Below are 12,695 nucleotides of genomic sequence, written 5' to 3'. Positions count from 1 at the left end.
TTTGAAAGCCGTCGGCCGGCTCAGCTGGCCGGCGGCAGATCGAAATCGAGCGCGGCGATGTCATCCAGCGCCGCGCGCAGCTTTTCAGCCTTGTCCCTGCCGACGACATCCTCGAAACGCTGCTGGGCGATCTGCCACAGTTTCATCGCCGCCTCGAGCTTGGCCAGCCCCTGCGGCGTCAGCCGCACACGCTTGACGCGGCGGTCGTCCGGGTCGGCGAAGGTCTCGACATAGCCGTCGCGGATCAGTGGTTTCAGCGTATGGCCGAGCGCCGACAGGTCCATGATCAGCGACGCGGCGATGGCCCCCATCGCCGGCTCGTCGCCGATATGGATTTGGTAGAGCAGTCCCTGCTGTGTCGCCTTGAGGCCTGACGGATCCACCACATCATCATAAAACTTGCCGAGTTTGCGCGCCGCGCGGCGCAGCGCGGCGTTGTTGCAGAGCGTGAGGCCGGGCAAGCTGTCCTTTGACATGATGGTCCTTGGCGCCGGCGAATGACGCCCGGCTGCACCCCTCAAATAATCCCCGTCCGTATCATTGACAAGATAGTGGCATATGCCTACTTCGCAATTAGTGGTATATGCCACTAAATCAATCAAGCGGCTTCCGGCAATGCGGCAGATGCCACGGCGCCGGATCAGTCGAAACGAACCAGATCAGTCGAAGAAGGAACAGGACAATGAGTGGACAGGGCAACAAGGGCACGGCGGTCGTCACCGGTGCTTCGTCGGGCATCGGCGCGGTCTATGCCGACCGGCTGGCGGGGCAGGGCTACGATCTGGTGCTGGTGGCGCGGCGCGCCGACCGGCTGGAGGAACTGGCCGGGAAGCTGCGCCAGACCTATGGCCGCAAGGTCAGCGTGATCAGCGCCGACCTCTCCAACGACGGCGACGTCCGCCGCGTCGAACAGGCGATCGCCAGCGACGACAGCGTGACGCTGCTGGTCAACAATGCCGGCCTTGGCGGCCAGTCCGTGGTGGCAACCGCCGATGCGGACGCTGCCGAACGCATGATCAAGGTCAATGTCATCGCCCTGACGCGGCTGACCCGTGCCGTGCTGCCGGGGTTTTTGGCGCGCAACCGAGGTGCGGTCGTCAACATCGCCTCGGTGCTCGCCTATGAGACCTCGTTCGGCGGCATCTACAGCGGTACCAAGGCCTATGTCGTCAACTTCACCGAGGCTCTGCACCGCGAGGTCGAGGGTACGGAGGTGAAGGTGCAGGTGGTGCTGCCGGGCGCGACACGGACGGATTTCTGGGAGCTTGCTGGCAGCGATATCGACCAGCTTCCGAAGGAAATCATCATGAGCGCCGACGATATGGTCGATGCGGCCCTTGTCGGCCTTGCCAGGGGTGAAGCCGTCACCGTGCCGGCGCTCGCCGAGCCAGCCAAACTGGACATTTTCCTCGGTGCCCGGCAGGCCTTCTACGGCAGCCTGCACGCCGACAAGCCGGCAGCCCGCTACGCGGCTTGAGGGCCACCTCTGTCCCCCGCTCTGTCGCTACGCTATGCACACATCTTCTGTGACTGGCGTGACTGATCGGTGTGAGGCTTGATTGCCACGTGGTTCCCCCAATCCGTCGCTGCTTCGCAGCGCCACCTTTCCCCCCTCCGGAGGGAAAGGAAGGGAGCTTTGCTGGACGAGCGTTGACGGCAAAAAGCCTGGCGCCTTTCCTCTACCCCGTCGATCGGGGGAGAGGTGGCTCGGCGAAGCCGAGACGGAGTGGGGGTCGACCAGCGCCGCATAAGAGCTTTGTTGGGGCAAGCCCCAGGTTCTGCAAGGCCGCCGCGTCCCTACACCGTCCGCCACATCGGAATGATCGAGGCGGCCAGCACCAGTGCCAGCACGATGTTGAGCGCGCGCCATTGCCATTCGGTCTTGAGCAGCCGCGCCAGCACCATGCCGGCCACGCACCACAGTGAAAGCGAGGCGGCGGCCGCGAGGCCGAAGGTGGCGCCGAGCAGCAGCGCAAGTTGCACCGGTCCGCTGGCCAATGCCGCGAACGAAGCCGCGGCGCCTAGTCCCATCGCCCAGCCTTTCGGGTTCATCCATTGAATGCCGGCGCCGCCCAGAAAGCTGTTCGGCCTGGCCATGCTCACATCCAGATTGGGCGGTCCGCTGCGGCCGATCTTGATCGCCAGCCAGAGGAGATAGAGCGAGCCGACGACCTTCATGGCCAGTTGCAGCGAAGGCACGGCAAGCAGCAGACCGGCAAGCCCGGCGGCAGCGGCACCCGTGACGGTGGCGAGGCCGGCGGCGCTGCCGACCAGCAGGGGCACGGAACGGCGAAAGCCGAACTGCGCGCCGGACGCCGTAGACAGGGTCGTGGCGATGCCGGGCGTGGTGGTGGCGACGATGGCAAAAAGGATGAGCGGGAGAATGGGCTCGAGCATGCGGCGTCCTCTGTCAGAGGGCTGCGATCGTAGCTGCGTGCGAACTTCAGTAAATGCAATGTTTGCTATGGTCAGCATTAGGATAGATAATGCCACCCATGATCCGAAATCTCGACATGGCGCTGATCCGCACCTTCATCACCGTCGCCGACAAGGCCAGCATGACGGCGGCGGCCAATGCGCTGCACCTGACGCAGGGTGCTGTCAGCCAGCAGGTCAAGCGGCTGGAGGAGGCGCTCGGCTCCAGCCTGTTTACGCGCGACCGGCGCGGCTTGCGGCTGACGCGCGCCGGTGAACAGCTGTTCGGCAGGGGCAAGCGGTTGCTGGCCTTGAATGACGAGATCTGGGCCGAGATGGCTGGGACTTTGGTGGCCGGCCAGGTGCGGCTCGGCGTGCCCTACGACCTTGTCGGCACCTTGCTGGCGCCGGTGCTGAAGACCTATGCCGAGACCTATCCGCAGATCGAGATATCGCTGGTCTGCGCCTCGTCGCCGGAACTGACGGCTGCCCTTGCGGCCGGGACCATCGACCTTGCGGTGATCGAGGAACGCGTCGGCCCGTCGGCCGGTGAGTGCCTTGCCATCGACCGGCTGGTCTGGGTCGGTGCCAAGGGCGGCATTGCCCGCGCCAAGCGGCCGCTGCCGGTCTCGATCGTCGCCGATACCTGCGCCTTCCGTCCGGCGGTGCTGGCGGCGCTCGGTGAGCATGGGCTGGAGTGGCGCACCGTGTTCGAAAACGGCAACATCGACGCGACGACGGCGACGGTGCGGTCGGACCTTGCCGTCACCACCTGGCTGGCCTCCACCGTGCCGGCCGATCTGGACATACTGCCATCGGAGTCCGGCCTGCCGCCGCTGCCGAATTTTGCCATCAACCTGCATCTGCCGAGGCACGGTGTCGGGCCGGCGGCGCAGGAATTCGCGCGGCATATCCGCGACGGGCTGGCGCGGCGGCCGGTGGCTGCTTGAGCCAGGCAGAACTTGGGTTCCTCTCCCCCGTCGATCGGGGGAGAGGTGTCGAGTTGTCCGAACCGGATAGATAGGTAACAGAATGGACCGATAGCATGGGTGACAGTTTTCTTGCTGGTCGGGTATGTCTGTCTTGCGGCGGCGGCGCGATTGACGAGCGGCTTCCCCCACTCCGTCGCTGCTTCGCAGCGCCACCTCTCCCCCCTCCGGAGGGAGAGGAAGGGAGCCAACCTTTCTAAAGCTCGCGCCTTTCCTCTACCCCGTCGATCGGGGGAGAGGTGGCTCGGCGAAGCCGAGACGGAGTGGGGGTCGATCTTTCATCGTGGGGCGAGGAACCCAGGTCCTGCTACTTCCAGTTCTTGCGCCGTTCGAGCTCGGCCTCGGATGGCTCCCCTGTGACAAACGAGCCGACCTTGATCTCGCCTGATCGTTCGTAGGTCGCCATGATGACGCCGGTGCTGGTTGCCTGCGACTTGATGAGCTTGAAGGCGGCCGGCATCGCGCTGTCGCCGAACAGCCGCTTGCCCTTGCCCAGCAACAGCGGGAAGATCATCAGCCGAATTTCGTCGATCAGCCCGTTGGCGAGCAAGGTCTGGATCAGATCGCCAGATCCCTGGATGAGCAGGTCAGGGCCATCCTCCTGCTTGAGGCGGCGCAACGTCGCGACGATATCGGGTCCGAGCGCTTGCGTGTTCTGCCAGGTGAGGGTGTCAGGCCGATGCGTCGCCACATATTTGGTCGCGGGGTTGAAGGCATCCGCGATCGGATCCTTCTGATACGGCCAGTAGGCGGCGAAGATGTCGTAGGTTCTGCGGCCGAGCAGCAGGGCGAAAGGCTTGGAGAACAGTTCATCCATCGCCGCGCCCCCCGCCTCGTCAAAGTAATGGAAGGTCCAGCCGCCGAACTTGAAGCCGCCGACCGGATCCTCTTGCGGGCCGCCGGGCGCCTGCATGACGCCGTCGAGGCTGACGAATGTCGCCGAGATGATCTTTCTCATTCCAGTGCTCCCGTTCTTCGGTCCACGCCGTCGTGGCCGGACTTCAGCCCAAGGACGGGCGACGAGCCACCAGTCCGACATATAAATTTTGGCGAACCACCATCATTTGCGAGGCCCGGGGTGGAGATCTTCCGACGAGAACCAGACATCGCCCGATATGGCGGTGGCGGTGTCGTCCGGCGCCCTGTCCTGCACCAGCCAGATCGAGCGGCTGCGCGCGGCCTGCTCGCGCGTCGGGATCCTCGACGCTGAGTCTGCGAGCGAGGCGCCGACGCAGGGAATGAACCACGATCGCATGAACGGATCGCAGGCGAAGCCTTTTTCGGTGCGGATCACCATCACCGCCAGCGGGACGCGCTCGGCCGGGCGCCAGGGGAAGATCATGCGGCCGCCGGGCCGCAGCGCCTTCAGCCACCCTGCTGGTGGCGCTGCGACGCCAGCATTGACGTAGATGATGTCGGATGGCGGCAGGGGCGTCGTCACCGCATCGCCATGGACGACCGTTGCATTGCCATATGCTTCGAGATTTTTGCGCGCCAGATCGGCCAGCTTTTCGTCGAGTTCGAAGCCGGTGACGGTGCCGCCTGGTAAAACCAGCTTGGCCAGCACGGCGGTGTAGTAGCCGGTGCCGGCGCCGATATGAGTGACGGCCTCGCCAGGTTTAGGCGCAAGCTTTCCGATCCACATGGCATGCAGGAAGGGCTCGCCATTGTTGATGCCCTTGTCGTCGTCGAGCGTCACCAGCACGTTCTGGTAGACATGGGCCGGGTCGGCGCTCGGCGTCGTGACCTTGCCGTTGCCGGCGATGACCGTCCACGGCCCGGGACCGAGAAACGCCTCGCGCGGCACCTCGGTGAAAGCCGCTTCCAGGCGTGGGTCGGGCGAGCCGGCATGGGCGACCAGCAGCCGCGCGTAGAATTTCCTGATGTCTTCGATCCGGGCCATGCTGCGGGACAACATAGCGCGGATTGCCGATTTGTCGCGAGACTACCCTTGGCGCACGGTAGTCGATTTTCGAAGCGGAGCTTAGCCGATGCCGAACATGGTGTCGTAGAGCAGCTTGAAGTTGAGCCCCAGGATGACCGCGGCGACTACCCAGGCAAGGGCGGCGACGCCGCGCGGAATGGCGAGATTGCCCATCTTCTTCTTGTCGGAGACGAACTGCACCAGCGGGACGACCGCGAAGGGCAACTGCATCGACAGGATCACCTGGCTGAACACCAGCAACTGGCCGGTGCCCTTTTCGCCATAGAGCGCGGTGACGACCACCACCGGGATGATGGCGAGGCCGCGCGTCAAGAGCCGGCGTGCCCAGTTGGGGATGCGCAGGCGCAGGAAACCCTCCATGACGATCTGGCCGGCAAGCGTTGCGGTCACCGTCGAGTTCAGGCCGGAAGCCAGCAGCGCCACCGCGAACAGGATCGAGGCGATGCCAAGGCCGAGCAGCGGCGACAACAGCTCGAAAGCCTGGCCGATCTCGGCAACATCCTGATGGCCGGTGTTGTGGAAGGCGACCGCCGACACGATCAGGATGGCGGCATTGACGAACAAAGCCAGCATCAGGGCGATGGTCGAGTCCGTCGTTGCCCATTTGATGGCGTCGCGCTTGCCCTTTTCGGTGCGTTCATAGGCGCGGGTCTGCACGATCGAGGAGTGCAGATAGAGATTGTGCGGCATGACGGTGGCGCCGATGATGCCGATGGCGATGTAGAGCATCTCCGGGTTGGTAACGATCTGCGACGATGGCACGAACATGGCATGCAGGATCGAGCCTGCCGGCGGGGCGGCGACGAAGATCTGGATGGCGAAGCAGCTGAAGATGATGATCAGCAGCGCGACGACGAAAGCTTCGAGATAGCGGAAGCCCTTGTTCATCAGCAGCAGCACGAGGAAGGCGTCGAGCGCCGTCAGCATGGCGCCGCCGATAAGCGGAATGCCGAACAGAAGTTGCAGCGCGATCGCGGTGCCGATGACTTCGGCCAGGTCGCAGGCGATGATGGCCAGTTCGCAGGCAATCCACAGCACGAAGTTGACCGGACGGGGATAGTAGGCGCGGCAGGCCTGGGCGAGGTCGCGGCCGGTGGCGATGCCGAGTCGTGCCGCCAGCGCCTGCAAAAGGATCGCCATCAGGTTGGACAGCATGATGATGAACAGCAGCGTGTAGCCGAACTGCGCGCCGCCGGCGAGGTCGGTCGCCCAGTTGCCCGGATCCATATAGCCGACCGAGACCATGTAGCCGGGACCCATGAAGGCGAACAGGCGGCGGAACCAGACCCCCGAACTCGGAACGGCGATCGACGCGTTGACCTCGCGCAGGCTGGGCTCCTCGTCCTCGTCGGGCCTGGCGAACCGCCATGAGGAACGGGAGGCTGTGGCTTCGACTTCGGACATGGGGGAGGGCTTTCCGGGAGACTGGGCGATGTTCCCTTAAGCTATGCCATGGCTCAACATTATGCAATATGCTATATTTCATTGTCGGTGCTTTTTATTCTGCTGGCGGTATCGGGCGAACTCGCAATCGGAAGTCCGGTTGCACCTGTTGCGGAATGCAAATAAACGGCCTGAAGAATCAGAGCCCGTGCTATGAAAGCATGGATGGCAAATAGTCCTGGGAGGAGCGCGTATTGGCGCTGAAGAACAGACCGGTCCCGCGCGAGCCGCTGCTCGACGCCGAAATTCATTCGGAGGGCTTCCGGCAGCAGCGCGAAGCGCGCCGCAGCGCGCTGGTCGAGGATTATGTCGAGCTGATCGCCGACCTGATCGAAGACGGCAACGAGGCGCGCCAGGTGGACATCGCCGCACGCCTGGGCGTCGCCCAGCCGACAGTGGCCAAGATGCTGACCAGGCTGTGCGCCGACGGCCTGGTGTCGAGAAAGCCCTATCGCGGCGTGTTCCTGACCGATGCCGGCCGCAAGGTCGCGGAGCAAAGCCGCATCCGCCATCAGACGGTGGAAGCCTTTTTGCGCTCGCTTGGTGTCAGCGCCGAGACGGCACGCATCGACGCCGAAGGCATCGAGCACCATGTCAGCGCCGAGACGCTGGAAGCTTTCCGCAAGGCGATGACGGCGCGCTGAGCCGCCAGATTTCCGGCGCTGCCGGAACCGTCGCACGCCGGGCACGTTGCTCCCGACAGCGCGCGTTTTGTCGCGCGAACGGAGGAAGCGATGGGCATCGAACAAGCACCGACCGCAAAGGGCAAGCAGGCGGCCGCGGGACTGAAACGGGCGGCGGCGAGGGACGAGCGCAAGACCGAGGCGGAAACCGGCCGTCCGCTTAAAAAGGGCGCGGCGCGTTTCGAGGAACGGTCGAAGAGCTCTGACGGCAAGAGCGCCGGCGCCAAACAGGAAGATTAGGCGTCTGACGTGATTGGCTGCAGGCCAAGGCCGCTGTTGGACGTGGTTTACGTCCTTTCTTGCGGCAGTGTCTATCGCCCTCCGCTATGGCTGCGGGCGTTCGAGCCTTTTGAAAGGTCCAGTGGACCTTTCAATTTGCCTGCGGCAAACCGTTCCCTCACTCCCTGACATCCTGCACCCAGCTGCGCGGGTGGCCGTCGACGCGGAACTGGAAGATGAAATAGGGCGGGATGCAGGTGCCTTTGCCGGCTTTTGCCTGCACCAGATCGTCATAGCCTGCGGTGCAGATATAGTCCTCGCGGCAGGGATGCGCCTTGTCGCAGGCGCGCAGGCCGGCGGTCTTGGTGAATTCCTTCGTGCAGAATTTGTGGTCCTTGCCCGACGCGATGCAGTCGTTGAAGCCGGTCTTGGCCAGACGTCCGCACGTCGCCTCGTCGGGAAGCTTGTCGCAGCTCGCCTTGCGCAGCATGCCACCGGGAAAGCCGCCGGTCTTCTGCTGCGGATTGTCGTAGCGCTGGCGCGCCGCGCCATAGCCGGCGAGCTTGACCGGCGGCTTCTTGTCCCGCGCCGGGTCGATAGCGCAGGCCTTGGCGGTGGTCGGCGAGATGCGGCAATATTGGTCGCTGCCCCAGCTCGACATCCTGATCTCGCCGAACTCGACGGGATCACCGACCGCGGTGCCCGCGTCACTGACGCAGGTGCCGAAGCCCGGATGGATGGCGCTTTCGTGGACACCTGCGCAGCGCAGGCCCGCACCGCAGTTCCAGTCCTTGAAACTTGCATCCTCGCCGCGATAGCAGATCGAGCCCCAGCCATTGTAGAGGTCGGTGCCTTTCAGCGCCTCGGCATATCTGGCGTCCGGACGGGCGGCGAAGCCGCGCGTAAAGTCCGGGTGACTGCCGGCGGCGAACTGCTCGACGATGGCGCGGCGGCGCGGCAGGTCGGCGAAGAACACAGCCGAGCCCGGCACGAAGACGGCGTTGCGGCGCGGCTCGCTGGCCGGATCGGCGCCGGTGTAATGAAAGCCGGCAATGCCGCGCGTCTGATGGCAACCGGTGCAACTCATCTCGTTGAGCCGCAATTTGAAGCCGGCCGCCGACTTGATGGTGGCGAGCGTATTGCCCCTGGCGACGTAGTCCTTCAGCGCCTTGTCGATGTCGGCGTCGTCGACCAGCCCGTAGACGATGTTGTTCTGCGACCGGCTGAGGCCGCCGGGTGCGACGGAGACGGCGCTCCTGGCCAGGAATTTTTCATCGATGACCAGCCGGCCGTGATCCAGATCGTAGACGTTGCGGTCGGTGAGCAGCCATCTGGCAAAGGACGGCTTGTCGGCCAGCACGGTGGCGCGGTCGATCTGGTTTTCCATCTTCGCTTCATAGAAGCTGGACGTCGCCGGATCCCATTTGAAGATCTTCAGGAGGTATTCGGCATGACCGCCGAAATCGCGCCGCGTCGAGGCAGACAGGCGCAGCACCTGCATGTTGAGTTCGAGTCGCATGATCTGCGACGAATTGAGCATGGCGCCCGACAGCGGCCCCTCGTCGGAGCGCAGCCAGGCGGCAAGCTGGTCGGGCGGCAGGTCCTTTTTTCCGGCTGCCAGCCAGCGCTGGGCAATATCGGCGCAGGACACATCGGTGGCGCCTGGCAGGTCCTTGGAGGCGCGCGCTTGTGCCTGCCTGGGTTTGGCGTTGAACACCAGGCTCATGGTCAACGGCAGCCGCGAGGAAATGCGCTGGCCCGCCTTTCCCTTCACCGGCTTTTCAGCGATCGAATAGTGGAAGCGGTAGATCAGCCGGATCTCGCCGCATTCGGTGTGGCCGAGATAGCCGCGGTCCATGCGGTTGACAACGCCGGTGAGGTCCAGCGTCGAGCCGTCGTCGTCGATGTATTTCGGATTGAATTTCTGGCTGGTGTCCTTCGATCTGGCCATGTCGGCGACATAGGGGTCCGGACTGGTCTTCGGCTCGTCGGCGATCTGCTGCTTGACTGTGTCGCGCACCGTCGCCAAAGCCGGTACCGAGAACAGACCGCGATTGTCGACCTCGCGGGTCAGGCCGAGCGCTGGCCCCAGCAGGCGGCTGATCGACAGTCCGCCGCGTTCCAATGCCTGCAAAGTGGCGGGGTCGGTGACGGCAACGCTGGAATCGAGCGTCACCGCGCCGGCTACCGGCGTGCCGAGGCAAAACAACGCCGCAATCAGCGACAGGAACGAACCGATCGTCTTCAAGCCCAATACATCCCCCATCCACGAGCAATGCTACAGGCCTTGCGCACTCTCGGCCAGAGCGGTGAGGCCGTCATGCCAGAACCGCCGCGGTCTGGAAAAATGCTGTGACTTGGAGCAACCATTGAGATAGTTGTTTGTTGGGTTGAGCCCCGCAACAACGGGGAAGTTTGCAGCGCGAGGAGTTGCCATGCTCTGGAGAGGCCGTCGTCAGAGTGACAATATCGAGGACGACCGCAGCGGCGGTGGCGGGCTCGGCGGCGGCGGTGGCCAGTTCCGCATTCCGATCGGCGGCCGCACCGGTGGCGGCGGCAGCATCTTCCTCGTCATCCTGGTGGTGCTGGCCGGATGGTATTTCGGCTTCGATCCGTCGACGATCCTGGGTGGCGGCGGCGGACTGGCGCCGGGCGGCGGCGGCCAGATTACCGAGGACAGCGGCTCTGCTACGCCCGCCAATGATGAGATGAAGCAGTTCGTGGCGACCGTGCTGGCCGAGACCGAGGACACGTGGACCGGGATCTTCAAATCGCAGGGGCTGACATATGAGGACCCGAAGCTGGTGCTGTTCAGCGGCCAAATCCGTTCGGCCTGCGGCTCGGCATCGTCGGCCGCCGGGCCGTTCTATTGTCCGGGCGACCACAAGGTCTATCTCGATACAACCTTCTTCCAGCAACTCGACCAACAGTTCGGCGCCTCTGGCGACTTCGCCCAAGCCTATGTGATCGCGCACGAGGTAGGCCACCACGTGCAGAACTTGACGGGCATTATGTCCAAGTTCAACCAGATGCGGCAAGGCATGGACCAGGCGGAGGCCAACCAGATGTCGGTGCGCATCGAGCTGCAAGCCGACTGCTTCGCCGGCGTGTGGGCGCATTTCACCGGGCAGAAGGGCATCTTGGAGCAGGGCGATTTCGAAGAGGCGCTCAATGCTGCCCAAAAGATCGGCGACGACACGCTGCAGAAGAAGACGCAGGGCTATGTCGTACCGGAAAGCTTCAACCACGGCACCTCGCAGCAGCGGCAGACCTGGCTGGCGCGTGGTTACAAGAGCGGCAAGCTGTCGGATTGCAACACGCTGAGTGGGCCGATCTGACCAGACCGTTTTCAAGCTTCACCTGCCGGCGATGTTGTCGTCAGGGGGTGTCAGGATGACCAGATTCGGCCTGTTCCCGCATTGTTCCTTGCCGCGAGCTCGCCTATAAGCTGCGTCCGCCTGCGCCTGAGGGCGAGCAGAGGAGCTTGACCCAGCATGATCGACCCCAAAACCGCCAGACGGGGCCTTGCGCTCGTCTTCACCACGCTGCTGCTCGACATTATCGGCTTCGGCATGATCATGCCGGTGCTGCCGGCCTATCTCAGGGAATTGACCGGGGTCAGCATCAGTGGCGCGGCGATCGAAGGCGGCTGGCTGTTGTTCGTCTATGCGGCGATGCAGTTCGTCTTCGCGCCGATCATGGGTGGCTTGAGCGACCGGTTCGGGCGGCGGCCGATCCTGCTCGCATCGGTGCTGACCTTCTCCATCGACAATCTGATCTGCGCGGTCGCCTGGTCCTACCCGATGCTGTTCATCGGGCGTGTGCTGGCCGGCATTTCAGGCGCCAGCTATTCGACGACTTCAGCCTTCATCGCGGATATCTCGAACGATGAGAACCGGGCAAAGAATTTCGGCCTGCTCGGTATCGCGTTTGGCGTCGGCTTCGTCATCGGGCCGGTTCTGGGCGGGCTGCTCGGCACGTTCGGGCCGCGCGTGCCATTCTATTTCGCCGCCGGGCTCGCCTTCGTGAATTTCCTCATTGCGTTGTTTTTCCTCCCGGAAACGCTCGATGACAAGCATCGCCGCCGCTTCGAGTGGAAACGCGCCAACCCGGTCGGCACGCTGCTGCAGATGCGCCAATATCAAGGCATCGGCTGGATCGGGCTTGTCTTCTTCCTGATGACGCTCGGACACATGATGTATCCGGCGGTCTGGTCGTTCGTCTCCAGCTACCGCTATGGCTGGAGCGAGCAGCAGATCGGCTTCTCGCTCGGCGCCTTCGGCCTGTGCGGTGCGATCGTCATGGCGACGGTGCTGCCGCGCGTGATCCCGAGGCTTGGCGAGTGGAAGACGGCGGTCATCGGCCTGACATTCACGGCAGCCAGCGCCTTCGGCTACGCCTTCGCGTCGCAAGGCTGGATGATCTATGCGGTGATCGTCGTCGGCTGTCTGGAAGCGCTGGCCGATCCGCCGCTGAGGAGCCTCGCCGCCGCCAAGGTGCCGCCCTCGGCACAAGGCGAGTTGCAGGGCGCGATGACCTCGATCTTCTCGATCACCTCGATCATCACGCCGCTGCTCTATACGGCGATCTTTTCCTGGTTCACCGGGCCAAGCGCGCCGGTGACCTTCGGCGGTGCGCCCTATCTGGTCGGCGCATGTTTTCTGACGCTGGCGGTCATCGTCTTCGTCACCAAGGTGGCGAGGCCCGCGGCGCGCGCAAATGTCTCCGCCGGCGTCGCCGAAGATGGAGCGCAGGTGTGAGCCACAGCCGCATTGCGCTCACCTGGGAGGGCCATCCCAGAAGCCAGCGAGGGCCGGGCGGTGGCTTGGACATTCCGATGCGTTCGCTGTGAAGCGCCAATCGTCCTGACGCTTGCGCCGCCCCTTGTATCTGCACGAGATGATTATGTGCGATGGAAGCGATTGAGCCTCGGGCCGGATGGCCATCCGGCCCGAGGCTTGGCGAAGTCGCCCGCTGCCCCTCCGGCTACAACCGTCAATG

General features: G+C 64.2%; 12 protein-coding genes. 6 read left to right on the top strand and 6 right to left on the bottom strand.

Translation table 11 applies throughout. From position 1 onward, the window contains the following. Positions 1-20: 20 nt before the first annotated feature. Positions 21-476, bottom strand: a complete 456-nt coding sequence (locus NP503_RS24110) for a MarR family winged helix-turn-helix transcriptional regulator (protein WP_127269319.1) — start codon at positions 474-476, stop codon at positions 21-23. A gap of 206 nt (positions 477-682) precedes the next feature. Between NP503_RS24110 and NP503_RS24105 the strand changes: the two genes are divergently transcribed. Beyond that, complete coding sequence (locus NP503_RS24105) at positions 683-1,477, top strand: SDR family oxidoreductase (RefSeq protein WP_127269320.1); 795 nt, start codon at positions 683-685, stop codon at positions 1,475-1,477. A 320-nt stretch (positions 1,478-1,797) separates the two neighbouring features. On the opposite strand, the gene NP503_RS24100 is transcribed toward NP503_RS24105, so the two are convergent. Beyond that, on the bottom strand, positions 1,798-2,397 hold the full coding sequence (locus NP503_RS24100) for a LysE family translocator (RefSeq protein ID WP_127271220.1): 600 nt from the start codon (positions 2,395-2,397) through the stop codon (positions 1,798-1,800). Positions 2,398-2,495: 98 nt separating this feature from the next. On the opposite strand from NP503_RS24100, the gene NP503_RS24095 reads away from it, so the two are divergent. After that, on the top strand, positions 2,496-3,365 hold the full coding sequence (locus NP503_RS24095) for a LysR family transcriptional regulator (protein WP_127271238.1): 870 nt from the start codon (positions 2,496-2,498) through the stop codon (positions 3,363-3,365). A 346-nt stretch (positions 3,366-3,711) separates the two neighbouring features. On the opposite strand, the gene NP503_RS24090 is transcribed toward NP503_RS24095, so the two are convergent. From NP503_RS24090 to NP503_RS24080, 3 genes are all read right to left on the bottom strand, one after another. Next, a complete protein-coding gene (locus NP503_RS24090; protein WP_127271024.1) occupies positions 3,712-4,362 on the bottom strand; it encodes a dihydrofolate reductase family protein in 651 nt (216 codons plus the stop codon). Between the two features lie 102 nt (positions 4,363-4,464). Next, entirely contained in the window at positions 4,465-5,307 is an 843-nt protein-coding gene (locus tag NP503_RS24085) for a protein-L-isoaspartate O-methyltransferase (protein WP_164749051.1), read from the bottom strand. Positions 5,308-5,388: 81 nt separating this feature from the next. Further along, the gene (locus NP503_RS24080) at positions 5,389-6,753 is read right to left on the bottom strand and encodes an Nramp family divalent metal transporter (RefSeq protein ID WP_127271218.1); all 1,365 of its coding nucleotides are present in this window, start codon (positions 6,751-6,753) and stop codon (positions 5,389-5,391) included. Between the two features lie 233 nt (positions 6,754-6,986). Here NP503_RS24080 and mntR point away from each other — a divergent pair, with 233 nt between their 5' ends. After that, complete coding sequence (gene mntR / locus NP503_RS24075) at positions 6,987-7,436, top strand: manganese-binding transcriptional regulator MntR (protein ID WP_127271216.1); 450 nt, start codon at positions 6,987-6,989, stop codon at positions 7,434-7,436. 90 nt (positions 7,437-7,526) lie between these two features. Further along, positions 7,527-7,715: a hypothetical protein gene (locus NP503_RS24070; protein WP_127271214.1), complete on the top strand. Its 189-nt coding sequence runs from the start codon at positions 7,527-7,529 to the stop codon at positions 7,713-7,715. Between the two features lie 157 nt (positions 7,716-7,872). Here the strand turns inward: NP503_RS24070 and NP503_RS24065 are convergent, their stop codons facing one another. Continuing rightward, positions 7,873-9,942 carry a hypothetical protein gene (locus NP503_RS24065; protein ID WP_236382883.1) on the bottom strand — a complete coding sequence of 690 codons (2,070 nt, stop codon included), beginning with the start codon at positions 9,940-9,942 and terminating at the stop codon, positions 7,873-7,875. A gap of 187 nt (positions 9,943-10,129) precedes the next feature. Here NP503_RS24065 and NP503_RS24060 point away from each other — a divergent pair, with 187 nt between their 5' ends. Beyond that, on the top strand, positions 10,130-11,032 hold the full coding sequence (locus NP503_RS24060; RefSeq protein ID WP_127271204.1) for a neutral zinc metallopeptidase: 903 nt from the start codon (positions 10,130-10,132) through the stop codon (positions 11,030-11,032). A gap of 156 nt (positions 11,033-11,188) precedes the next feature. Beyond that, positions 11,189-12,454: a TCR/Tet family MFS transporter gene (locus tag NP503_RS24055; RefSeq protein WP_127272755.1), complete on the top strand. Its 1,266-nt coding sequence runs from the start codon at positions 11,189-11,191 to the stop codon at positions 12,452-12,454. Positions 12,455-12,695: the final 241 nt, after the last annotated feature.

Source organism: Mesorhizobium sp. SEMIA396 (assembly GCF_024518615.1).
In the GTDB taxonomy this organism is placed as follows: domain Bacteria; phylum Pseudomonadota; class Alphaproteobacteria; order Rhizobiales; family Rhizobiaceae; genus Mesorhizobium.
The sequence above is the reverse complement of the archived record's forward strand: the minus strand, read 5'-3'. Positions and strand labels throughout refer to the sequence as shown.

Excerpts from the sequence above, each read along its gene's own strand:
- NP503_RS24060 (WP_127271204.1), top strand. The coding sequence starts at position 10,130 with ATGCTCTGGAGAGGCCGTCGTCAGAGTGACAATATCGAGGACGACCGC.
- NP503_RS24055 (WP_127272755.1), top strand. The coding sequence starts at position 11,189 with ATGATCGACCCCAAAACCGCCAGACGGGGCCTTGCGCTCGTCTTCACC.
- NP503_RS24080 (WP_127271218.1), bottom strand. The coding sequence starts at position 6,753 with ATGTCCGAAGTCGAAGCCACAGCCTCCCGTTCCTCATGGCGGTTCGCC.
- NP503_RS24110 (WP_127269319.1), bottom strand. The coding sequence starts at position 476 with ATGTCAAAGGACAGCTTGCCCGGCCTCACGCTCTGCAACAACGCCGCG.
- NP503_RS24105 (WP_127269320.1), top strand. The coding sequence starts at position 683 with ATGAGTGGACAGGGCAACAAGGGCACGGCGGTCGTCACCGGTGCTTCG.
- NP503_RS24090 (WP_127271024.1), bottom strand. The coding sequence starts at position 4,362 with ATGAGAAAGATCATCTCGGCGACATTCGTCAGCCTCGACGGCGTCATG.
- NP503_RS24085 (WP_164749051.1), bottom strand. The coding sequence starts at position 5,307 with ATGGCCCGGATCGAAGACATCAGGAAATTCTACGCGCGGCTGCTGGTC.
- NP503_RS24100 (WP_127271220.1), bottom strand. The coding sequence starts at position 2,397 with ATGCTCGAGCCCATTCTCCCGCTCATCCTTTTTGCCATCGTCGCCACC.
- NP503_RS24070 (WP_127271214.1), top strand. The coding sequence starts at position 7,527 with ATGGGCATCGAACAAGCACCGACCGCAAAGGGCAAGCAGGCGGCCGCG.
- NP503_RS24095 (WP_127271238.1), top strand. The coding sequence starts at position 2,496 with ATGATCCGAAATCTCGACATGGCGCTGATCCGCACCTTCATCACCGTC.